General features: G+C 58.6%; 14 protein-coding genes. All 14 read right to left on the bottom strand.

The genetic code is table 11. The features are described 5' to 3' along the window. Window positions 1-9 precede the first annotated feature (9 nt). The 14 genes from ACWUI2_RS00730 to ACWUI2_RS00795 all read right to left on the bottom strand — a co-directional run bounded on the left by ACWUI2_RS00730 (window position 10) and on the right by ACWUI2_RS00795 (window position 23,446). Window positions 10-1,482, bottom strand: a complete 1,473-nt coding sequence (locus tag ACWUI2_RS00730) for a cellulase family glycosylhydrolase (RefSeq protein WP_486980948.1) — start codon at window positions 1,480-1,482, stop codon at window positions 10-12. Window positions 1,483-1,492: 10 nt separating this feature from the next. After that, entirely contained in the window at window positions 1,493-2,950 is a 1,458-nt protein-coding gene (locus tag ACWUI2_RS00735) for an RICIN domain-containing protein (protein WP_486980949.1), read from the bottom strand. 231 nt (window positions 2,951-3,181) lie between these two features. After that, on the bottom strand, window positions 3,182-5,347 hold the full coding sequence (locus ACWUI2_RS00740) for a hypothetical protein (protein ID WP_486980950.1): 2,166 nt from the start codon (window positions 5,345-5,347) through the stop codon (window positions 3,182-3,184). Between the two features lie 136 nt (window positions 5,348-5,483). After that, complete coding sequence (locus tag ACWUI2_RS00745; protein ID WP_486980951.1) at window positions 5,484-8,171, bottom strand: SMP-30/gluconolactonase/LRE family protein; 2,688 nt, start codon at window positions 8,169-8,171, stop codon at window positions 5,484-5,486. A gap of 204 nt (window positions 8,172-8,375) precedes the next feature. Next, on the bottom strand, window positions 8,376-9,287 hold the full coding sequence (locus ACWUI2_RS00750; RefSeq protein WP_486980952.1) for a helix-turn-helix transcriptional regulator: 912 nt from the start codon (window positions 9,285-9,287) through the stop codon (window positions 8,376-8,378). 159 nt (window positions 9,288-9,446) lie between these two features. Further along, window positions 9,447-11,138 (bottom strand): FAD-dependent oxidoreductase, encoded by a 1,692-nt coding sequence (locus ACWUI2_RS00755; protein ID WP_486980953.1) that lies wholly within the window; start codon window positions 11,136-11,138, stop codon window positions 9,447-9,449. Window positions 11,139-11,281: 143 nt separating this feature from the next. Next, entirely contained in the window at window positions 11,282-11,968 is a 687-nt protein-coding gene (locus ACWUI2_RS00760; protein ID WP_486980954.1) for a type II secretion system protein, read from the bottom strand. 196 nt (window positions 11,969-12,164) lie between these two features. Continuing rightward, window positions 12,165-12,926: a PEP-CTERM sorting domain-containing protein gene (locus ACWUI2_RS00765; protein ID WP_486980955.1), complete on the bottom strand. Its 762-nt coding sequence runs from the start codon at window positions 12,924-12,926 to the stop codon at window positions 12,165-12,167. A gap of 218 nt (window positions 12,927-13,144) precedes the next feature. Beyond that, entirely contained in the window at window positions 13,145-14,074 is a 930-nt protein-coding gene (locus tag ACWUI2_RS00770) for a carbohydrate ABC transporter permease (RefSeq protein ID WP_486980956.1), read from the bottom strand. A 200-nt stretch (window positions 14,075-14,274) separates the two neighbouring features. Then, a complete protein-coding gene (locus ACWUI2_RS00775; protein ID WP_486980957.1) occupies window positions 14,275-15,267 on the bottom strand; it encodes a carbohydrate ABC transporter permease in 993 nt (330 codons plus the stop codon). Continuing rightward, complete coding sequence (locus ACWUI2_RS00780; protein WP_486980958.1) at window positions 15,264-16,643, bottom strand: ABC transporter substrate-binding protein; 1,380 nt, start codon at window positions 16,641-16,643, stop codon at window positions 15,264-15,266. The genes ACWUI2_RS00775 and ACWUI2_RS00780 overlap by 4 nt, the downstream gene beginning before the upstream one ends. A gap of 175 nt (window positions 16,644-16,818) precedes the next feature. Then, window positions 16,819-19,251 (bottom strand): sodium:solute symporter family transporter, encoded by a 2,433-nt coding sequence (locus ACWUI2_RS00785; protein ID WP_486980959.1) that lies wholly within the window; start codon window positions 19,249-19,251, stop codon window positions 16,819-16,821. A 331-nt stretch (window positions 19,252-19,582) separates the two neighbouring features. Further along, window positions 19,583-22,147: a discoidin domain-containing protein gene (locus ACWUI2_RS00790; RefSeq protein ID WP_486980960.1), complete on the bottom strand. Its 2,565-nt coding sequence runs from the start codon at window positions 22,145-22,147 to the stop codon at window positions 19,583-19,585. 66 nt (window positions 22,148-22,213) lie between these two features. After that, window positions 22,214-23,446, bottom strand: coding sequence for a glycoside hydrolase family 130 protein (locus ACWUI2_RS00795; protein ID WP_486980961.1), 1,233 nt, complete (start codon window positions 23,444-23,446; stop codon window positions 22,214-22,216). Window positions 23,447-23,451: the final 5 nt, after the last annotated feature.

The following is a 23,451-nucleotide window of genomic DNA, read 5'->3' on the forward strand; positions in this document are numbered from 1 at the left end:
CATCCTCCCTCAGAATCCTCCCTTCACGACACTCCACTTCTGGGAGTTCCAGCCGTCGTAGGGAAAGGTGATGGTCATCTGACCGTTGGGATTCGGCGAATAGACTTCACTGGCTTCATGAAGGGTTTGTCCTGAAAAAACATTTTCAAAACGAAAATACCCGCCGCTCAATGAGACCGGTTTCCACCGTTGCGTGTCCCACCCCGACCACGGAAAGGTAATCGCGTAGCGCCCGTTCGAATGTTGCGCATAGACTTCGGCCGATTCGTGGAGCGCATGGCTCGACTGCCAGTTGCGAATACGGTAGTTGCCGCTGCCGACGGACTCAAACTTCCACCTCTGCGCCGCCGCCCCGTTCTGGTTGGGAAAGGTTATGACATATTTCCCCTGTGGGTTGGACGCATAGGCCAGGGCCGATTCATGCAGGCGTTTGCTGGACTGGGCATTGATCAGGTTGTAACTCTCCCCGTCGGCAATCGATGGCACCCCGATCCGGGCCTTCACCCATTCGCCCGAAGCGGTGTAGTTGGAATTCACCCACGGACCGCTGAGACTCACTCCCTGTTTGAGAGCGGACGATCCCCCGGCATCCGGGCTGAATGACCAATTGACCCAGCTGAGACCCCGATTGTTCATCCAATCCATCCAAACCTGCGATGAACTCACGTGGGGAGCGCCCTGCCCCGTGGCATCGGTCGTTCCCCATTCGGAAACGAAGATGGCGGCACCCTGGGACAACGCGTAGTCCGCTTCATTTCTCAGCCAGGCGCCATGGGTCCCGGCATAAAAGTGAAGCGCATACATCACGTTGGTGAAACTCAAAGGATTGTCGGCGGCCGCGCGCACTCCCTGACTCCAATTGCTGGTGCCGACAATGATCACGTTGTTCGGATCGATCGCGCGAATCGCCGGGATGATAAATTCGGCGTATGGCTTGATCGATCCGTTCCAGGTGACTCCGCTTCCGTTCGGTTCATTGCAGATCTCGTAGATGATATTTGGATAGTTCCCGTAAAGGGTCGCCATTTCCTCGAAGAAGGCTTTTGCCTGATTTTTATAGGTGTTGGGATCGCCATCGTAGAGGATGTGCCAATCGATGATCACATAAATCCCCTTCGCAATCGCCGCGTCCACGATGGTTTTTACCCGGTTCTTCATCGTGGTCGGGTTGCTGATGTATCCCCCCTGTTCCGTATACATCGCCGCGCGGACCACCGTGATCCCCCATTGGTCAACCAAATGATTCACCGTGGAGGTCTGGAAGGGATACCACTGCAACCCGTGGGAGCTGACGCCGGTGAGTTGAACCGGCGCGCCCGAAGAATCGCGGAGTTGACCGTTGCTCACCTGGAGTTGACCGTAAACCGCCGCATCGGCCGACGGCATGGCGAAGACCAGGACACAGAGGGCCAGCAGGAGACCGCTCCGCTTTGACAGAAAGTTCGATCGCCGCGGGAGTGTGTTTTGGATGATATTTTTCATAAGACGTCAGTCAATAGGTTGAAGGAATGATACTCCACTTCTGCGAATCCCAGCCATTATAAGGGAAAGTGATCACCATGTTTCCGTCGGAGTTTTCCGAATACACCTCATTGGCCTCATGGAGGACCCGTCCCGACGCGAGCGACTCCAACCGGTGTTCTCCGCCGGAAAGCAACACGGGTTTCCAGCGCTGAGTACTCCAGCCGCCCCAGGGAAAAGTGATCGCGTAGCGGCCGTTCGAGTTGCCTGGATAGACCTCGCTCGACTCATGCAATACCCGGATCGCCTGCCAGTTGATCAGACGATAATTCCCACTGCCGACGTCCACGAACTTCCACTTTTGGGCGTTCCATCCGTTCATCGCTGGGAAGGTGATCGCATAGCGACCGTCGGAATTTCCGCTGAACTGCTTGGAAGCCTCATGCAAATGCTTCCCCGATTGCTTGCTCACCAAATGATATGATTCGTCGGAGATGATCTCCACCGGCATGTAAACATTGGTCCGGGCCGTCGCGCTCATGACACCTGTCAATTCGGCGTAGGAGGGCAAAGGATGGGTCTGATTATTGGGATCGGGCGGAGTAACCGGTTTATTGGAAAAGTTCGCGCTGTAAAGGGAATAGGCGAAAAGTCCGCGCGCCTTCAAACTGGCGAGGTTTGTCCGCCATTCTCCGGGCGGTCCCGAAGTGATCTCCTGGGGCGCCGTCATGGTTCGGGCAATCCAGTCGGAAATGTAATCGGAAAAGGTCGCCGCATCCTCCGCATACGTCGCCTCTCTGCCGAAGATCTGGGTGTTATGGTCGTCCCACAGGATGGTGAACGGAAAGCAGATCGGTTTCCCCCAATTCTCATGAACCAGTTGGGTGGAACGGACCATCCTCCGCGCGTGCAGATCTCCTTCGGTGAAGGGCGTCATGAAATTGATGAACACGAGGTCGCTGGCCGAAATCACCGGATCCCATCGCGCGACGAATCCCGCATCCGCCTCAGCCATGAACAGGCCCATGAATGAAAGCCCGATATAGGCTTTACTGTATCTGGCCCGGGCGATGGAAACCATCTCGGCGAAGTGCGACTTCACCTTGTTGCGATAGGCGTCCTGCACGCTTTGCGATTTTCCGACATACCAGAGTTCGAATTCGGGAAACGCCTGGATATACAATGGACCACCTCCGACTTTGTAAGCATCGATCAAGTCGGCAAAATCATCCAGAAAGTCATCCGTCAGCGGATACGAGAACTCCCCGGTCTGTTCGTCGTAGGTGCAACTCACAAAATAAAGCATCAAATTGATGCAATGACCGGCGTCGTAGAGGCGCTTGACCTCATCTTTGTTCGCCTGGGTGAGTTTATAACTGAGCCAATGAGGCCCCTGGTACTGGTGGGTCACCATATGCGCCTTGCCATCGGTGAAAACCGGACGGCTGGTGCTGGTATCGGTGTCAGGAAACGCGTCCGGATCGTTCATCCAATCCATAACGCCCCAAAGAATGCCCCCGCTGCGCGCGGGCTGAATCGCTGATAGCGAAACGACAGTAACTGCAAGTGCAACTATATAAGATAGGGGGTTCATTCCCGAATCTTATAGCTTCTATTAACAAGGTGGAAGGCGGGACTCTTTTCTTTGGTAACCGAAATGTTTACCCTCATGGCCATGAGCCGGTCACGCTCGCCCGAATCCGGAAAAAATACCCGGGGCTTATTCGATGAGCGTCGCGCGAACCCGGACAAAAGCCCTGTCGGCGAGTGAAAAGGGAGGGAGAAGGCGAACGGTCACTTGCGGAACCTCGCCGGTCTCGTCCACCGAGACCTCTTCGATGAAAGCCTCGCTGGAATCCCAAGTGACGGAGTCTGACGAAACTTCCACCGTGAGTTCGACGCCGGTCGCATTCCCTGCGCGCCGATAAGTAAGGTAAACCTCCTCGCCGATCACTTCGAATCGCGGGAGGTATCCTTGAGCAGGTACCTTCGCTTCCAGTCCAAAAGCGAACTTGAGAAGGTTCGGCACCCCATCCCCCGCGGGTTCGGCCGTCGGGCCGCTCATGCCGGGATCTCCCAGCTCAGCGGGAGTGAAGTTCGCCTTGCGCCATTGCTCGAAGGGACTGCCCGACGCCGGCTCGGAGCGCCTGAGAATTACATTGTCGACCACGGCCCAGGCGCCTGCCGCGAAATTACCGGTCTCGAAACGGACTTGTGTGATCGTCGTCCCTGCTTCGGGCGGCGTGTTCTGCCAAAGGGCCAGATTCGAGGCAGTCGCGTCGTTCACGCTCAGGGCGAAGCGAGGCGAAGTCTCCGTGTAGTCGCCGCTCAACTCGAAGCGATTGACCTGCAGGTCGCTTTCGCCCGCCGAGAAACTGACGGCATCCGCCAGCGCGGTCACCCAACTGCCGCCACTGCCGGCCACACCACTGAAGAATTGCACCGTACCGAGACCGAGCCCCGAGCCGCGCACCACCCGCAAGTTGATATTGCCACCGGCGTGCGGAAGATTCAATTGGAACGACCGCGCCGTCGTCCCACCGGGATCGGCCATGGCCGCGTCGAACGATACGGTCCATCGGGAAAGCTCCTTGCCCGGATCGTCCGCCGCCTGGGAGAGCAATCCGGCATGATGCAAACTCAATCTCGGTGAAACCGCACCGCCGATCGGCGTCGAAGCCAACCCGATCCCCGATGAATTCGTCCACGATTCAAACAGCGCGGTTCCCGGATCAAGCAGTTCGAAGTCACCGTTTCGTAGATAGGTCCGCTCCGGCGGATAACAGGGACCGGTATCGGGAAGGCATAGATTCCGGGTCGCGGTCTCCCTCATCACGGCGGTTAGCTCGTAATACGAGGGCATCGGATGCACTTGGCCGTTCGGGTCGGGGGGCGAGACCGGCTTATTGGAATAATTCGCACTGTAAAGCGAGAACGCGAACAGACCCCGGGCTTGGAGGCTGGCCAGATTCGTCCGCCACTCCTCCGGCGGCCCTTCGGTGATTTCCTCGGGAGCCGTCATGGTGCTGGCGATCCAATCGGACACCGCTTGTGAAAATACCGCCGCGTCTTCGGCATAGGTTGCTTCGCGGCCAAAGATCGGGGTGTTGTGATCATCCCAAAGAATGACAAAGGGAAAGCAGATCGGCTTGCCCCAATTTTCATGAATCAACTGGGTCGAACGCACCATCCGTCGCGCCTGCTCATAGCCGCGGGTGAATTCGTTCATGAAATTGATGAACACCAGATCGCTGTCGGAAATAATCGGATCCCAGCGCGAGAAGAAGTGCTGATCGGCGTCGGCCATGAATAAACCCATGAAGGAGAGCCCGATCTTCGCCTGGTCATGAACCGAACGGGCAATCTCCGCCAATTGAGCGTAGTGCGAACGAATCCGGGCGCGGTAGGCGTCCTGAATCGCCGGATCCTTCCCGGCATACCAAAGCTCGAACTCCGGGAAGAGCTGGATGTAGAGGGGTCCGTCGCCGACGGAATAGGCTTCGATCAATTGGGCGAAATCGTCGAGGAAGTCATCAGAAAGCGGATACGAGAAATTGCCGGTCTCCGGATCGTAAGTACAGCTGACGAAATAGAACATCAGGTTGATGCAATATCCGGCATCATAGATCCGGCGAACTTCGTTCCTATTCGTTTCCGAGAGCTTGAACGGAAGCCAGTTCGGCCCCTGGTACTGGTGGGCGATCATCCGGGCATCACCATCCCGGAACAAGGGACGGCTGACGCTGGTGTCGGTGTCGGGGAAGGCGTTCGGATTGATCATCCAATCCATCACCCCCCAGAGGATTCCGTCGTTCTCCGCCGCTTTCCCGGTGACCGGGAGATTAGCGATCAACGCCAGCAAAACGAACCAACAAATTTTTCTCACGATAGTCCTTGGAATCCAAGAGCAACAAAACGTAGCGTTACACTGGGAGGGAGGGCATCCTGCCGTCCGCCGCCTGCGTCGACTTCGACGTAGCGGTCGGCTGGAAGCCAACCCTCCGATTTAATCCGCCGCGAATTCACTCCACCATTACGGCGCGGACCTGGAGGAACGCGCGGTCCTGATCGGCCAATGCCGGGAGGAGTCGAACCGTCACCAGATCGACGTCGCCGGAGTCGTCGACCGAATGGACTTCGGTGACGGTTTCGCCTGCCTGCCAGGTGACGAGGTCGGTTGAGGCAAAGACCCGAAGTTCGACGTCATTGACGTCCCGGGCTCGGCGATACGTCAAACGAAGCTCTCCATCCGTGACCTCCGCGGTCGGCAAATGGGCGCGAGCCGGAACTTTCGCTTCCAGGCCGAAGGCGTATTTCAGCAGATTTGGCACACCGTCATTGGCCGGGGTCGCGGAAGGACCGCTGATCGATTCGTCGGCCAACTCCGCGCCGTCGAAATGAGCCAACCTCCATCCCTCAAAACCAGCGGGAGCGACTTCGACTTCAATGACCGCCAGAGCGAACGAATTGCCGAGCCCATCGATCACCGTCGCCAGTTCGCCGCCATTCGCATTAACCACCCGGATCCGCGGCTCAGTCCCGCGTTCGGTAAAGTAGATCTTGCTCCCATCGGACGACAGGGCGATACCGGCCGGCGAATCGAGGCCGGAAATCAAGGTGGTGGTCGTGCCACCCAATGGATAATACTTAAGCGAATCGGTATCGGAAAAATAGAGCCGGGCGGCCATTCCATCGAATGCCAAATCGTGCATCGCATTCGAGATGCCGGAAGGTCCCCAGGCCTGATTTTGCCCATCGAGGTCGACCCGGTAGAGCTGGCTGATGGTGGTGTCGGCGAAAAACACGTGGCCTGCGGCGAGGTCCAAAGCCAAGGGGGTGAAACTGCTGCCGTCGGTGAAAATCGCCGCAGGAGCCCCGAGCCCATCGATCGGGGCCCGATAAACGCCTCCGTTCAAATCGGTCCAGTAGATGTATCCGCCCTCTGGATCGAGTTCCAACTGGCGGGGATTGTCCAGACCGCTATCACCGGCCGCGGCGGCGTAGAGAGGCGTCACATCGGTGCCGTCGAGATTGGACCGGGCGATGATTCCATCTCCGGCGGAACCCGGGGTGAGCCCTTCCTCGGCCCAGTAGATGTATCCGTTTTCCTGATCGATCCGAAGCCCGATCGGACGGTTCAACCCGGAAATAAGGGTGCTGCGGTTCGACCCATCGGCCAGAGCGGTATGGATTTCGCCCAGATCCGTCTCGGTCCAAAAAAGCTGGGCCTGGAATACCGGAGCCGGTCCGGCGCGGGATACGACCACATTATCGACCACGGCCCAGACGGTCGGTTCGTTGACATAATTGCCCGTTTCAAAGCGAATCTCCCGGATATTGGCTCCTTCCGTCGGCGGGCTGTTCTGCCAATAGGTGATGCCGGTGCGAGTCTGACCGTTGACCGTTAGGCTGAATCCGGGAGTCGAGCCGGAATAGTTTCCGGTGAGAGTGATGGAGTTGACCACGAGGTCGGTTTCGTCCGGGGAGAACTCGATGGCGTCGGCCATTCCGGTCACCCATGCGCCTCCGTCAAAAACAACGCCGTTGAAGAATTGGATGGTGCCCAATTCCGGCGTCGAGCCGCGGATCACCCGGAAATTGATATTTCCGCCTCCGTGCGGCAAATTGAACTGGAAGGAACGCGCTGCGGGGGGACCGGGATCGGCCATCGCCACATCGAACGAAACGGTCCAATTGGCGAGGCGGTTGTCCGGATTATAAAGAACCTGATTGAGCAATCCCGCCTGTTGGAAAGCCAACCGGACCGAGTGATCGCCGCTGGTCGGAGTCGCAGCCAATTGAATGGCGCTGGTGTTGCTCCAGTATTCAAAAAGTGGAGTTCCGTCATTGAGCGTTTCGAAGTCACCGTTGGTGAGGAAGCCGCGGTCGCCATCCGGATCCGGATCGACCGGATCTTCCGGGTCGTCGGGTTCGCCCGGCTCTTCCGGCTCCGGCGGAGGAGGTCCCATCAAAACGGCGTTATCAACCACCACCCATGAACCGGCCACCATGTTCCCGCTTTGGAAACTGATCTGAGCGAGGGCGGTGTTTTGAGACGGTTTCGAAATCTGAAAATAGGAGAGCACCTCCGTCGCTTCACCGTTCACCTTGATCGTGTAAACCGGGGTCGCGCCGGTATAGTCCCCGGCGACCGTCGCGGTATTGACGATGAAATCCCCTCCGCTTTCGGCGGCGGAGAATTGCACGACGTCGGTCAGGACCGTGCGCCAACTCCCGTCGAAGACCTGCACGGTTCCCAATCCGGCTTCGGAACCGCGAACGACCCGAAGATTGATGTTGCCGCCGTCGAGCCCGGCGACCGTCCGAAGGTTCACGTGCAAGGACCGTGCCGTCGCGCTTCCCGGATCGCTGGTGGCGAAATCAAAGGAGAAAGCGTAGGTGGTAAGGTTGGTGTAGGGATCGATCCGGGCCGGGACCAACGCGTTGCCGTTGTTGGCGGTGTTGGGACCGATACGGGCGGAATTTTCGCCGACAATCGCCTCCTCGGCCAGAGTCACCGCGACGGTATTCGACCAGGACTCGAAGAGTGGAGTGCCCGGGTCGAGCTCTTCAAAATCACCATTGTAAATATAATCATGTTCCGCGGACGCGGTGACCGCGCCGCCCGCCGCGAATACCAACGGAGCCGCGACAAGCAGCCACGACTTTGCGCGAAAACGGAGAGAGTGGAAAGCTGTTTTACCGATCATGTTTGGAGCCATTTCGTGTGTTCGAGTGTGGTCGCCGGTTGATGTTAATCTGACCGGGGCCTAAGAGATTTGTGCGAAACGAATTTAGAATGGCCCGCCTAAACAGAATCGACAAGGGGGATCAGTTATCGTATCTGGCTAACCGCTTTACTAGCATCCGCATCCGAGGACGCAACGCACAAAAGCTCCATACTCCGGGACGGTTCAGCGAAACACGCTGGCCGTCACTTTGGCTTCCTTGCGGAATTCGGTCGGGGAGACCCCACTCTGCCGCCTGAACCAGGTGGAAAAATGGGACGCGGACCGAAAGCCGAGTTCGAACGCGATGGTTTTCACCACGCAAGACGGCAAGGCGAGACTTCGGCGAGCGAAATCGAGACGGCGCTTTTCCAGATACTTATATGGAGTGAAGCCAATCTGTTTGATAAAGAGCCGATCCAATTGACTCCGGCTGACTCCGACTTCGTTGGCAATCGAGGTCTCTTCGATGATCGCGTTCATCGGAAGCCGGTCCATGAAAACCAAGGCCCGGCGGACACGTTCGTCGAGCGATCCCAAGCGGGAATGGAGAATCTTCAACGACCGCATGATCCGGGAGAAAACCGAAAACCAGGAGTTGAACGCATTGCCGAATTCCAAATAGGTCTCGAGCGTCATCCGGTTGAGCGGCAGGTGAACCTCGGCACCTTCGAATTGGGAGCTGACAATTTGCGAAACTCGTCGCGCGTGGATTTCCAGATCCGGGAAATCGCCGCTGCGAAATGAAACCGGCAAACCATCGTCGAAGAGGTTCTGCCCCCCCGGCCAGCAGGCTTGGAAATGCAGCGACAATATCCGGGCGTCCTCCGAAAACTCCTGGTAACACGATCCCGGCTGCCGCACCACCCAATCCCCTTCCTTCGCCTGGAGCGATCCGCGCGAGCCTTCGAGCCGGACGGCTCCCCGAAGCAACAGCCAGGCCGACATTTCATCCGATTGGATCTGCCCCTTTCGACCGAAGGGACTAACCTGCCCTTCGTAGACCCAAATCAAATGGAGCTGGAGGTTGGCCCAATCGGCCAACCTCAACGACTCCTGCGTCACCATATCCGGATTTTCTGGAGCGGATTCGCTCATAATGAACAATGAAGGAAAAGAATGCCCCCATGGCAACTTTGTTCCGCTCTACAGTCCCGCCATCCCAGCGGCTCAGCCGAGGTGGCCGGAGCACTGTTGGAGGGCGGCGGCATGACGCCGCTCCGGTCACTCGTGCCAGGAGAACGCTTCGCCGGCTCACTAGCGCACCGCCGGTTCGGCCGCTGGCCGGACGCCTTCCGAGGACTCCTCAAGCCGCAGGCACTGTCCCAAAGCCAACAGCTCCCGCTCCAACAACCGATACGGCACGTCTTGCAGGGGCAATTCCAGATCGATCGAAAGCGCCGCCGCCGCCGCCGCGCTTTGCGAGATGTTCATGAAAACCGGCTCCATGCGCAAAGAACCGAATGCCATGTGCGAAGCGGAGACGCAGAAGGTGACGAGCAGGTTGGAACACTCGTCCCGCCGCGGAAGAATCGCCCCGTAGTCGATCCGGTAAGGCCCGGGTAAGTCGATCTGGACATCCCCTTCGTTCTTCACGAAGCCGTCGCGGTTCACGTAGCGTTGCACGTTGTGGGAATCCATCGTGTAAGCCCCCATCCCAATCGACCGGTCCACTCCGCTGGAGTCGACGATCATCGGCTCAGTCACGACGTAGTCCCCGACCATGCGCCGCGCTTCCCGGACGTAGAGCGCGTGCGACCAATTGCCAGTCCCGCCAAACTCGTCTTTAGGCAGGCCCCAACGGGCCCATGCCTGGCGGATTCCCGCGGGCACCCGGGGATGGTTCTGCAAGGTCCAAATCAATCCTTTTTGCCACCGTTCATGGGCGAGAGCGATCCGCTCACGACTCGTGTAATCAGCTTCCGGATACGCGTAATTCCCCCCGATATAGTCGGTCGAAAACCCGCCTATATTGTTCGAATCGGTCTTGTAATTCGGCATGGCGCTGGTTTTGAAGAACGGTCCTTCATATCCCGCCTCAATCGCCCGAAAAAGGAGCTCGTAATCCGCTTCGTCATAGGCGTCCGGTCGGCTGATCGTGATCCGGTTCGGCTCGTAATCGGTCAAACACATCCGGTAACAATACGCTTGAATTTTATCGTCGCCTTCCCCTTCCCTGCCGCCGGGAGATGGATTCACCCCGGGGAGCAAGCCGCTCGCGGGGTCGCCGGGGACCACGTAAGGATCGACGCCATCGGGCAATTGATTGTCCAAGGCGAGGTCCGCCTGGATCCCATTGATCGTTTCCCCGTATTGGGAGTTCGGTTCGCGGCCGGTGACGTAACTCACGCCGGCAGCGGCCATCAAGTCCCCTTCGTGGGTGGCGTCGATGAAAACCTTCGCCCGCACGGTGATGCCGCATTCGGTCCGCAAGGAAACAATCCGTCTCCCGTCGAGGACCACTCCCTCACCTCCGCGGTCGAGTCGTCCGCGGACGATGGGGACATTGTTTTCCCGCACCCACGTATTGAAGATCGCCTCCGCGACCTTCGGTTCAAATACCGACATCGTTTGCAGCGCGTGATTGATCGCGTCCCCCTGTTGGCCCGTATTGCAGAACGTCTTACGGGGCTGTTGGTCCCATGCGTCGTCCCGGTTGTAATGACGGTAAACATGATGGAAAAACTCCCGGCTCATGCCGCCGAGAATTCGATCGTCGCCGATGTCGGTGAAGCCGAGGCCGCCGCTGGTCAATCCACCCAGATGCGCGTCGGGCGAAAGGAGCAACGTCCGACGGCCCATCCTGCAAGCTTGAACCGCCGCCGCGACGGCTCCGGAGTTGCCACCGTAAACGCAGATGTCGACCTCATAATGACCGGCTCCGCCAGGAGCTTGCCCGTTGGATTCGGCCGGACCCGTGGCGGGTGCGATGTGATTTCGGAATTTCATAGAAAAGGATTAATGCGGACGCCGATCCATCTAGTAATGACACATGTGAGGACACGGATTCCCGCTCCGCCGGTTGTCTACCGGGCGGCAAAAATCAAGTAATTCGTGGTTGAACGGGCGAACCCGCCTCCATTTAAGCTGAATCAGAAAGTGGGCGTGACCAAGCCGGAGGGCGGCTTCGGCCAATACAAGGTGGCGCCGGCTCCACTTCCGAAGACCTCCAAATCGGTGACCCATCGGACCGACCCGTCTGGAAAGCCCGCATTCATACCGCCATGGGGGCCGCTGGTTCCCGGATCATCGTGGCCGAAGAACGTTCCGCCGGAGGTGAAAGTTAAACACCCCCAGAGCGGAATCTGCGGGGTCATCCGATCCTGATGGGAGAGATCCAAACCGGGCCGCGAATCCAAGAAGCTGTGATTGAAGCACTGGTAGGTGATGTAAAGGGTGTCGTAGTTCGGCGTGTGATAACTCCGGACATCCCGCAGTTTCCCCGGGCAATACATCATTCCGTCAGGACGGCGGACGTCGATATACGGTTCGAGGCGCTCCTCGTATTCTCCCTGGGAAAACGCGTGAGGGAGGAAACCGGCCCGGATGTTCCGTCCGTTGTTTTCCTCCGCAAACAGATGGGATGCATGGACGAGTTGGCGGACGTTGCTGGTGCAGGTTGCTTTCCGGGCCTGTTCCCGCACCCGGCCGACGACCGGAATAAGAATGGAGGCAAGAATCCCGATGATCGCGATCACCGTCAGTAGTTCGATCAAGGTAAAGCCGGTGCGACGGGAGTTCGCCTTTCGTGAGAGAAGGGGCTGGAGCTTGAATTTCATACAATCATCAAAGTCCTGAAACGCCGTTTTCACAAGGCCAATGCCTTTCCTGTTATACGCATTTGGATTCATTTAGTTGGCCGACAGCATCCATCGTGGCTTCGTTCCCAACGAATTGGGGCGGCAACGTCTACCGCTGCCGCCCCTGAGATCTGAAGGTTTTCTGTCCGTGCTTCCTGCGAACGTATGCAACCGGTTATTTCCTGCGCCGCCGAAGGAGTACGCCCCCCGCCAAAGCAAACGCTCCGAGGACCGCCGCATAGGTTCCGGGCTCCGGAATCACCGAGACGTTGTCAATCACCGACCATCCGGCCTCATTGACGTTGCCGGATTGAAAAGCGATCTGAGCTAAAGTCGGATTGGTTGGGACTGTTCCCTGGAACGCCGTCAACACCGAGGAGGTAATGCCGTTCACCGAAACCGTATAATTCGGCTGGGCGGCACCATAGTCTCCCGAGAGGGAGATCGTGTTCACATTAAATCCTTCTCCCGACTCCGCGGTGGATAGCGTGAACGCATTGGCCACCGCCGTGACCCAACTGGATCCATTGAACACCTGAACAGTCCCCATTCCCGTCTCGGTCCCGGTCGCGACAATCAGGTTGATCTGACCGGAGTCGGACCCGCCGATGGTTCGGATATTCAACTGCATCGACCTCGCCGAGGCGTTGGCTGCGATATCGAACGAAACGGTCCATTGGGTAAGACCGCCGCTTACATTTTGATGCAAAGCATTTCCGAGACTGCCCGCGTTTCGGACGATCCTCGCCGAATAATCGCCGCCGATCGCTTGAGTCGCCAATGAAACTCCGGCGTTATTCGTCCACGATTCGAAGATCGGGGTCCCATCGGCGAGCAGCTCCAAATCGCCATTGAGAATGAATTGGGCATGGGCGGAACTTGCGGTCCACAATGCGAGCGCGGCAATGCCGAGTGTTGGGCGGAGGAAGGAATTCATGTTTTTGTTTTTTGGGTTTTCGTCTGATTTTAATTAACCAAAGACGTGGAAAGAAAACACGGACCCACGTCCCGAATTCGTCCGTGCGATTGATGAAAGTCTGTATCCAAAAGAACAAACGCCAATCTCCATCAGTTGCCTGCTGTCGCCATCCGCTTTAACCATTTCCGCACCCGCCTCGAACGGCCGGGATCCCCTGCGGTGCGATCCGAACGGGATCAACCCTTCACCGCGCCACTAGTGAGGCCACTGACGAAATCCCTTTGCAGAACGAAAAACAGAATCGCCGGCGGAACCATCGCCAGAAGCGTACCGGCAAGAAAGACGCCGTATTGCTGAGAATACTCTCCGACATACTGGTTCAGGACCACCGGCAACGGGAGTTTCTCCTGGCTGTGCAGGAAGACATTGGGGGCGATGAAATTATTCCAGACGCCTAAAAACGCGACCAAACAGAAAGCCGCCGTCATCGGACGGACCAACGGAATCACCACGCCCCAATAAATCCGGAATTCTCCGCACCCATCTATTCGGGCCGCCTCGATCAACTCGTTCGGCACCCCCAGCATCGCTTGGCGAAACAGGAAAACGCCGAAAATGCTGACCGCCGAAGGAATGATCAGCGAGAGATAGCTGTCAATCCACCCGAAGGCCACCACCATCTGATAAACCGGCGGCAAAAGGATGATCCCGGGGATCATCATCGTCAGCAGCATGAAGCCCATCACCAGGTTCCGCCCGCGAAATCGATACTTCGCCAGCGCGAATCCGGCGAGCGACGAGGTGAAGACCTGGACCGCCGTCAGCGTGCTGGCATAGAACAGGGAGTTCACGATGTGGCGCCAAAAATAGAGCGTCCCGTGCATCGTTTCCCGGGGAGCGAAGAGATCCCGAAAGTTTTGCAGATTCAAGGTTTCCCGGGACCATTCCGAGATCGGCGGAAGGAAGAGGTAGACGTTCAGCACCGACGGATCCTTGAACACCGCCGCCACCAGCCAGAAGAACGGGGCCAACACCACCGCCGACGCCAGGAACAGGATGGTCAACCGACAATATACCGGCGCCGCCTGCGGGAATTTCGGACGAAGGAGGGCAAGCACCACGCCGGCAACCACCAGGAGAACGAGTATCAATTGCAGGGTGCTCATGTTTGCGACGCCTTCATCCGCGTAATTGTCCGTTTGTTTTTCATCCTTGGTAGATCATCCCAAGCCCTGTGTGGGCGAAATAAACGCCGATCGTCGAGATGTCGCCCCTTCAGGGCTGGCGTTAGGGTCTGGTTGGCTACCCAGGGCGTTGCCCCGGACTGTAGAATGGCTCCCCTTCGGGGCTTGTCTCGGAAGATCATTCATGCCTCCTTGGCCACCCCCGAGAGCCGGACTTGCAGTAAACTGATGGTGAAAATAATCAGGGCCAACAACCAGGCGATCGCCGACCCGGTGCCGAGATCGCCCGCCTCGAAAGCATAATCATACAGGTAGCCAATGATGGTCAGCCCCGAGTTCTTCGGACCGCTTCCTTGCAACAACGCGTAGGGAAGTTCAAAAAGTTGATACGATCCGATGGTGCTGACCACCACCACAAACGTCGCCACCGGCTTGATCGCCGGAAGCGTGACGTTCCAAAAAACCTGAACCTTATTGGCCCCATCGATTTCCGCCGCCTCCACCAGATTCCGGTCCACTGTCTGGAGCGCGGCCAGAAAGTAGATCATGTTGAAACCGACATACATCCAAAGAGAGATCAGAATAATCGCCGGCATCACCAGGCTCGGGTCGTGCAACCAGCGCTCCTCGTAACCCCACCCAATCAGCGATTCGAAAAAGTTGTTCACCAAGCCGAAACGCGGAGTAAACATCACACTAAACAAAATTCCGACGAAGATCGGGCCGACCAGATGCGGGGAAAACAAAATCAACCGGAAGAATCCTTTCATCCGGTCCCGGCGATTGTTCAACAGTAGCGCCAATCCAAGAGAAAGCGGCAATTGGAGGAAGATCGAGAAGAACGCGAAGATCGTCGTATTCCGGACCGCCGTGTAAAAATTCGGATCGGTAAGAACAAACCGGAAGTTATCCAAGCCGACGAAGACCCGCGTCGTCGGACCACTGGTTTGATAAAAGGCCAGCACCGCCGCATAGAAAAACGGATACACGAAAAAAACGGCGAGGATCAGGACGATTGGCGCCAGGAAAATGTAAGGGGCGCGATTGATGTTTCTCGTCAGACAATTGCCTCCCGGCACGACCGGGCGCTGCGAAGGCCGGTCCATCTCTTCGGCCGGAGCACGGCCCGCGACTTTTACGGGATAACGAGTGACGGGGGCCGGTTCGCCGCTCATTCAGCCTCCCTCATGAAGACGTTCCTCGCCACCAATCGGCGCACTTCTTCCGCCCGCCGATTCAGCTGGCGCTCGATGTATTCTTCCAAGCCCTCCCGTCCATGCCTCCGGTAATACAATTGAGCATCGACATAAACTTCCTCGAATTTCGAAAGGGCGAATTGAATGTGGGGACTCATGTAATACGCCGGTGCCTCGCGCGCGATTTCCGCGTAGAGTTCGCCGATCGGTTGGCCGGAGAAATATTCCACAGGCTGGGAAAAATCCGGATGGTCCCAGGCATCGATCACCGGCGGCAATATGTAGGAATCGCTGAACCGTTCCGCCAAATCGTCGAGACGGAAATAGAGGAAACGGGCCAACTCCCAGGCCAGGTCGGGGTTGCGGGTGTCCCGGGTGATCGCCAGCCCCGTCCCGCCCCAGGTCGAGGATCGCCTCCCTCCCTCGGTCCAGGCCGGCAAGGGAGTCAACGCCAGTTTTCCCCGCAGCCGGGGCAGATCGTTTTCGATCATCTTGGCCCGCCAGTCGGGACAGAAGACGAAAAGCACCAGGCCTTCGTTGATCGCCCGGAAGAAAGTTTGTCCCCACCCTGCCGGATACGCGATCGGCTGACTCCCCATCAACTGCTCCACGCACCAGGCGAGGACTTCGACCGCTTCGGGCGAATCGAAGATCACGTTTCCTTCCGCATCAAACAACCCTCCCCCGCGCTGCAACAACAGAATCATAAGACCCTGGTTCGTCCCCAATCCGAGATCGAGCATGAACCGGTCCTGGAACCCGTCTCCGGTTAAATCGGCCGCGACTTCCCGTCCGACCCGCACGAAGTCGTCCCAGGTCTTCAACCGCGAAACATCGATTCCGAGTTGGTCTTCGACGATATCACGCCGGTAGGCGAGCATCACCGGATGAACGTCGTGCGGGATCGCGAAAATGGCCCCGCGCGAACTCCACAGGCTATAACGGTTGCGGACGATCCGATCGTAAAGTCCTTCGGCTTTCAAGCGGTCGGTCAGGTCCAAAAAACCGACATCCTCCAGCGGACCTCGCGTGAAAAAGCCAATCGTGCCTTCCTGCAACTCGACCAGGTCCGGTGTCTCCGACCCGGAGGTGATCGCCGCTTGAAGCCGGCTTTGCAACGCCCGCTGATCGACTAATTGCAGCTGCACTTTAACCCCAAACTGCGCCTCGAATTCCGGGAGAACCTTTCGATAGGCGTCGTAATGCATCCGGGCAAAGGTCGCCATCACCAGGTCGGGCGGATCCTCCTGGGGTTTCAGATCAATGGCCAGGATCACCAGTCCCGAAATCAACGCCATCAGCAAAATCGCCAAGGGCGGCCGGCCAAACGGAAAACTGGCTAAGAACCCTTTCATGAGAAATCCAACTTTGGTTGTGGCCTGACTGGACTATAACTGGGAGGGATGGCATCCTGCCGTCCGCGGTGATTCTCGGTGTGCGGTGGAATCGCCGAATTAGGTCGGCTGGAAGCCAACCCTCCGATTTGGCCAAGCAGCCCGTATAAACATTGGGATACCATAGACGCCTCACTCATCGCGCCGCCGCAATCGTCGCCTTCGCCGGAGGACCACCATCCGCCACCCGTGCTTTCGACGAGCGGGTCCAAAGCGTCAAATTGGTCAGGTCGTTCTCACTCGGCCGGGTGAAGAGGCTCACGAGGTAACCGACCGCGAAACAAGAGACCGTCCCGACCGTCGCATACAGAAAAAACTGAACGTTCCCTTCTGTCCGTACCAGATAGACCAATACAGTGCTCACCGCCCAACCGGCCAGCGCCCCGGTGCCGTTCGCCCGGGTGGTAAAGATTCCGAGAAGGAAAACGCCCGCCAACCCGCCGGTGAGGAGACTGGCGAAGGAGATAAAGGCGTCGAACAGGGAGAGCACGTCCATCGTCGCCAGCCAAAGGCCGAAGCCGGTTCCGAGAATTCCGAGAACGGCGGTGCTGAGTTTCGCGTACCGCAACGCTTTCGCTTCCGTCACGTCCTTTCCGAAACGCCGGTAAAAATCGGTGACGAATACCGAACTCAAGCTGCTGAGGCCACTGTCGAGGCTCGACATCGTGGCGGCAAAAATCGCCCCGATCAACAAACCGATCATCCCGATCGGAAGCTCGTTGATGATGAACCAGGCCAGCAACTGGTCCGGTTGCTCCATCGTCGGATTCAACCGCTCCGGGAACGCCCCGTAGAAAACATAGAGCGCCGTCCCGCAAAGAAAAATTGTCGCCAGAATCAACGGAGCGGAGATACCGGTCGTCCACAACCCCCGCGCCGCGTCCTGGATATTCCGCGTGCTGACAAACCGTTGCACGGTCGGTTGGTGCGCCACATAGCCGTTCAAGACCACCGGAAGAGTGAGCAGGAAGGCCCAGACCGTGACGTTCGCGATATTCGGAGACCAGTCGAGCAACTGGAATTTGTTCGCGTCCCAGGCCAGCGAAACGAACTCCCCGGGAGTCGCGTCCACCCGGAACACCATGATCCCGATCGCCACCAAAATCCCGCCGACCATGATCGCCGCCTGCATCACATCGGTCCAAACCACCGCCTCCAATCCGCCCAGCAGTGTGTAAATTGTGGATACCACCCCGATCACCAGGAGGCAGATCCAGACATCGATCCCGGTCACCACCGAAAGGACGATCGAGGGCAAAAGAATCAGCACCCCCATCCGGCAAATTTCGTAAACCCCATACTGGAGACTCCCCAGCGACCGGATTCCTGCGTTGAACCGCATTTCGAGATACTCGAAGGCGGTGGTCAACCGGAGGTTGTAAAAGAACGGTAGCACGAATTTGATCACCAGCGGCGCGGCGATCAGGGGCGTCAGCAACATCAGCAAGAAGGTCCAGTTGGTGGCGAACGATTTCGCCGGAAGCGACAGCAATGAAACCGCGCTGATATTCGTCAACACGATCGATAACCCGGCCGCCCATCCGGGTATCCGGTTTCCTCCGACAAAATAGTCGCGGGTGTTCTTTCCCCTCAGCCGGAACCAATTGCCCATCAGCAAAACCACCCCGAAATAGGCGATCAGCAAAATAAAATCGACCCGCGACAACCGGGGAGTTTTCCGAACCTCGGTCCCGCGCTGAACCAGCAACGTTCCTTCGTTCGTGGAAACAACCCGCATAATCTCCCCGCCACTTCGCTGCAGCAATCGCACCCTCCCCTCGCCTTCCAGGTCGGGCCCACGCACCCAGGTTTGGGTGACGGTGTGGAAGAAATAGTGTTCGCCCCTCGGACCGGGAATCAGCAAATGGGCGACCCCGACCGGAACCGCCGCCGGCCGCACCGATCGTTCCACCGGAAGAAAACGAACCGCTCCGGAAGCCGGGTAAACCTTTCCGACCCAGTTTTCCGCAATCACCCAGACCTTATGCCCATCCCCATCCTGTTGCCGAACCACCTGGATCGGACCGGCCGTATGGCCTTCCGGCAGCGCCGCGCGGGCGAGGGCCGACAGTGCGCCGGTCGACGGGTCGATGTTCCAGACATGCAACGCGGCCCCGGAGTCGAACCCGGCGATGAGACCGTTCGCTCCCGGAGAACTCGCGGTCGGATAGGCGACCGGAAATGGCAGGTTCCCCAGCGAAACAGCCCCGCCGTCAGGGGTCCATCGAAAAGCCTGGTCGGACCAGGCGCCGCCGATACGGCCGCCCAGGATTAACAAACCGGCGTCGGTCCCCTTCAAGGCTGAGTCGGTGAGATCGGGCGGAAGGTTTGAATCGAACCGGTTCCATTGCGGAAGGTCCTCCCGGGGATCGATCATCCAGAAACCGTTGGCCATGAGGAAAAGTTGTCCACCCCAAGCGGTCGTGATCGCGTCGTCCGCTTCAGCCGGTGGAGGTGGGAGATCCTGTTGCGTCCATCGAATCGCGTCAGCGAACGCAGTGGGGCGATTTTCCCCGAACGCGGCGTGGCCAAAGAGGAGTGAAGTCAGCAGGAAGATGAAAATTCGCATAACTGATAATGGTCAGCCGGATGCGGAAAACCGCACAATCGGGGACTTTGTGTCTTAAGTGCTCCCAAGGATCCGCGAAGATAAACGGGAGAGCAAGCGCGAGTCGTTTTCTCACCTGCTCAAAATCGTTATTGATTTCGGCACGCGGGTCTAAGCGGCGCCCTGGCCAGTTCGCCCAATTAGGACAGAATCGCCCACTTTATTGTTCCATTTGACGCCAGGCCTCGGCAGCGCTTTCCAGATTCCTCCCCATCCGCCCCCACCGGCAGGAATGCCGATGCCACAGTGACACAGACATTCCTGTCTGTTATTCTTCCCCGTTCGGGCCGTCTTATTTCTTCTCCTCCCCGAAGACCGCGAAGCGGGTCAGGGCGAAGCCGTAGGGACTGCCGCGGCGGATGCCGCGCATGCGGACGTAGCGGGCTTCCACTTCTTCCGGGAAGTCGATGTGGGCGATCGCGTTTCCTCCGTTGGTTTCATGATGGACCACCCGCCAGTCGGCGGAGCCGTTAAGGGTCGTGGCGACTGCCACTTCATACTCGGTGGCGTAAGCGGTCCGCCAGTGCAGGGAAACCCCGGTCAGGCGGGCCACCCGTTCCAAATCGACGTAGATCCACTCGCCGTCCGCGTGACGGGAATGCCAAAGGGTCCCGTCGCTTCCGTCGGTCACGAACTCCGGCCGTCGATCCTCGCTGTTGAAAGAGGAGGCTTTGACCGGGCGCCCGGCCGCGATGTCCGCGACCCGGTCGAGCCACATCCGCTCGGCGCGAATGCGTCCCTCCAACATGGCGATCTCGCGCTCCCGGTCGCCTTGGTTTCGCACCACACCGATGTGAGGTTCCTGCACGTTGAAATTCGGCGCAAATTCCCGAATAAGAGCGATCAGCTCCTCTCCATTCCGTATTTGGTCCTCCACTACCGGCGTCATGCGTTCGCGGGCCAGCTGGGAATCGGCCGCTTCTTCACCCAGTTCCCGCATGATCCGCAATCCACGCATGTGATTGAGCTGGGAGGCGGTGAGCAGCCGAAACAGTTCACCCCAGTCGTGCATATCCTTCACCCGCTGCCGGACGTATTCGGGCAGATCGTCCCGGGCCAGGATTTCGCGGGCGGTGGCTCCTGCGACAGCCATGTTCGCGATCGCGGCGGCGAAGTTTTCCTGGGTCACCGGGTGGACGCCCCAGTTCTGCAGATTACGGAAACGCCGTTGGTTGGCCATCGTGTGCGGGGTGATCGGCTCCGGGTAAGCCCCGCCGAAAACCGCTTCGGTGTAAGTGCCCATCCGCTGATACCAGTTGTAAATGTGCAACCCGTCTTCGGTCGGGGCCGGACGGTTTGGATCCCCGGGTTGCCGGTATTCCGGAAAGGTCGTCACCAGGGCGCGGTCCATTTGTCTCCAGTATTCCATGACATCGTCGGCAGCCGGACCGAAGTCCTGTTCGGCGATGCGACGCAAGAGCGGGGACGGTGTTTCCGGGTCAAAAGCATCGTGCTCGCGGTCGAACAGTTTCGGCTCCCAGATCATGTTGCGAATCGCGGCCATGTTGGCGCTGTAGGCCCATCCTTCTCCGGATCCCCACCATAACGCGAAATGGCGAGCGCCAACTTCCGCCAGGCGGGAGAGCTTGTAGGCCGCCACCCGGGGCAACGGCATCGCGATCACCGGGTTGCTGTTCTCGCAAGCCCCTCCGGCCGAAACGAGTGACACGTAGTCGTCGCCGTAGAGGGTGCGTCCATCCGGACCGGTCAACAAGGCGGTTTCGTTGAAGTTGTCGAGCTTGTTGAACCAGTTGTCGTGATTGCCGGCTTCGTTGTAAAAGACGGCGAATCCGCGTTCCGGGAGGTTTTTCAGGAATTCCCGCTCTTCGGCCGGTTGACCGTAGAAGGCGTGCCACGGCCATAAGGCGATCAACACGTCGCGTTCCGCCACCGCTTCCCGGGCGATGTCCAGAATTTCGAGCACCACCTCGGGCCGGCTGTGCGGATGTTTTTGCCCGTCCGAGATCCGGACGCTGTCGGTGTGGGGCACGACGTTATAATCGCCGACGATCAGATACAGGAGCCGAATGTCGGGATTCTCGTTAAAGAGTTGTTGGTACGCTTCCAGGTAGGCCCGGCGGCCGGCTTCTCCGAAGGGTGACATCACCCGGCGCTCGTTGGTGGCGCTCCGCCGGTAAACCGCGTCGCTGAATTCCGGCTTGTCCATCCAGGGAGTGAGATGCATCGGAATGCGCAATTCCGCCATCAATCCCAAACCATATTTCTGCCGCGCCTCCAGCGACATCGGGGCCCCGTGTTTTTCGCCCCAAACGAGGTTGATGTAGTTGCGGGCGTAATACCGGGCCTGGTCCTCTTCCGACCAATCCGGCGGCGGACTTTGATTGATCTTGTGTCCGGCCGCGCGAAAGCGAAAGGCCGGGCTTTTCGCTTCATCAATGATGTCCGCTTCGAGATCGCTGCGGTCCATGAACCGGAAAACTCCGTTCATCGCTCCTTTGGAACTCTGTCCAACGATGAAGAGTTCCTCGCCCCGTCCGTCCGAGGCCGGCTGGAGCCGGATGTGATAACTTTCCTCTTCGTCCGCGTCGAGGCGGAATGACTGCTCGGCGTGAGCCCGGGCGATGGCCGGGTGCGTCGAAACCGTCCCGATGGCGACCCGCACGGTGGCATTGGCGGATTCGTTGGCGACGCGGACGTTCCACTCGTTTTCGAGGTAGCGAACTAATTCTCCGGCCGCCCGTTGCTCCAAGGGATCGCTTCCCGGAAGGATCGTCCAGGTCGCGTCGGACCGGGACTGTTCGGCGGAGAGGCTGGAGAGAAAGAACAGTCCGGCCAGCGTCCAGAACAGGATCCGGGTCGGGTTTCGAAAGGGAAAAATCGTCTTATATTTACTCATTTTGCAGTCATCTTCGTTTGTTTATTCGTCAGCGGCAGGGGAAAAATGTGCCTTCGATTCTCGCGATCAGCGGCGGTTCCCCTCCGAGTCGAACGCGCGGACGCGGTCGACCAGTTCGTTGAAATTGGCCCGGGCGATTCCGATCCGGGTGTCGGCCGCGCCGTAGCCGACCAGGAAGGTTTCGCCGAGAACGATGCCGGCGCAGGTGAAAAGACACGGGGTGCTGAACTTGCCTTCCAGTTCCCATGGCTCGCTCGCATAAAGCAAACGTTCCGGGCAGCGATGAATGATCTCCGGAAACCCGGCCGGGCGTTCCTTCAAAATCATAAACGACTGGGTGTAACCGATGATGGCATCCTGTTTACCATGGTATGGCAAAAGCCATTCGCCATTGCCCAGGGAGATCGGGGGAGTGCTGGCACCAATCCGGCCCGCCTCCCAGGGAAAACGGGGTTGCGCCAGCAACGCATGCCTGGCCTCCGCCCCGGCGAGTCCGTCCAACGTGTCGGCGGCGGCGATGAAGATCGAGGGCTTGATATTCTTCGCCGACAGGTCGAAGAAGGACGACTCGTAGGGGCGATGCAGGCAAACGAATTGCGGTCGCCCGTCGACCATCAGTATTTCCGGAAATGGAAACACATCCCGGTTGTCCCCTCCGTCCGGATTCGAAATCGGTCCGGCGTAGCCGAACGCCCGGTCGTAGTCCCGCTCCCGGAGTGCCGCGAGGTCGACCCGGTAGAGGACGGTGACGGTCGGGTTGCCGCGCGCGGCGCGACCGAAGCGCGGCGGAGCCGAATCCGCCCAATCGGGGGCACACTGCATCGGGTTGTCCGACTCCCAATACGGCCCTGGCGAAAAGAGGCGGCAGGCGGCGCTCATCCAGACCTCGCCGTCCAACCAAAAGAGCCGGGGATCCTCGATGCAGCCGTTGGCATGGTTGAGCACCTCATTGCCATGGATATCGCGGACGAACAGCTTGTCCGGCTCAACCTCCAAGGCCGGGGCGAGCGCCGGGCGGGAGAAATCGGCCTCCCAGGTTTCCCCCTCATCGTCGCTCCAGGCATACCCGAGAAAGATCGGATAAGGCAACGGTTGGCCGGGACGCCGCATCTTCGCGTAAGGTCCGGTCGCCCTGAAGAGCATGTGAAGCCGTCCCGTGGCCGGATCGTGCAGGATCGCCGGATTCAGGACGGCCGTATCCGACCAATCGATACCGGGCTTCGGCGACAACACCGGGGCGGCCGAATGCTTAAAGAGAGCCGTGACGGAGCCGGCGGTGGATGTGATTTGAGTCTTCACGATGG

Source organism: Verruconatronum alginivorum, assembly GCF_056590205.1.

Coding starts and splice junctions, on each gene's coding strand:
- ACWUI2_RS00730 (WP_486980948.1), bottom strand. CDS start 1,482: ATGAAAAATATCATCCAAAACACACTCCCGCGGCGATCGAACTTTCTG.
- ACWUI2_RS00735 (WP_486980949.1), bottom strand. CDS start 2,950: ATGAACGATCCGGACGCGTTTCCTGACACCGATACCAGCACCAGCCGT.
- ACWUI2_RS00745 (WP_486980951.1), bottom strand. CDS start 8,171: ATGATCGGTAAAACAGCTTTCCACTCTCTCCGTTTTCGCGCAAAGTCG.
- ACWUI2_RS00750 (WP_486980952.1), bottom strand. CDS start 9,287: ATGAGCGAATCCGCTCCAGAAAATCCGGATATGGTGACGCAGGAGTCG.
- ACWUI2_RS00755 (WP_486980953.1), bottom strand. CDS start 11,138: ATGAAATTCCGAAATCACATCGCACCCGCCACGGGTCCGGCCGAATCC.
- ACWUI2_RS00760 (WP_486980954.1), bottom strand. CDS start 11,968: ATGAAATTCAAGCTCCAGCCCCTTCTCTCACGAAAGGCGAACTCCCGT.
- ACWUI2_RS00765 (WP_486980955.1), bottom strand. CDS start 12,926: ATGAATTCCTTCCTCCGCCCAACACTCGGCATTGCCGCGCTCGCATTG.
- ACWUI2_RS00770 (WP_486980956.1), bottom strand. CDS start 14,074: ATGAGCACCCTGCAATTGATACTCGTTCTCCTGGTGGTTGCCGGCGTG.
- ACWUI2_RS00775 (WP_486980957.1), bottom strand. CDS start 15,267: ATGAGCGGCGAACCGGCCCCCGTCACTCGTTATCCCGTAAAAGTCGCG.
- ACWUI2_RS00780 (WP_486980958.1), bottom strand. CDS start 16,643: ATGAAAGGGTTCTTAGCCAGTTTTCCGTTTGGCCGGCCGCCCTTGGCG.
- ACWUI2_RS00785 (WP_486980959.1), bottom strand. CDS start 19,251: ATGCGAATTTTCATCTTCCTGCTGACTTCACTCCTCTTTGGCCACGCC.
- ACWUI2_RS00790 (WP_486980960.1), bottom strand. CDS start 22,147: ATGAGTAAATATAAGACGATTTTTCCCTTTCGAAACCCGACCCGGATC.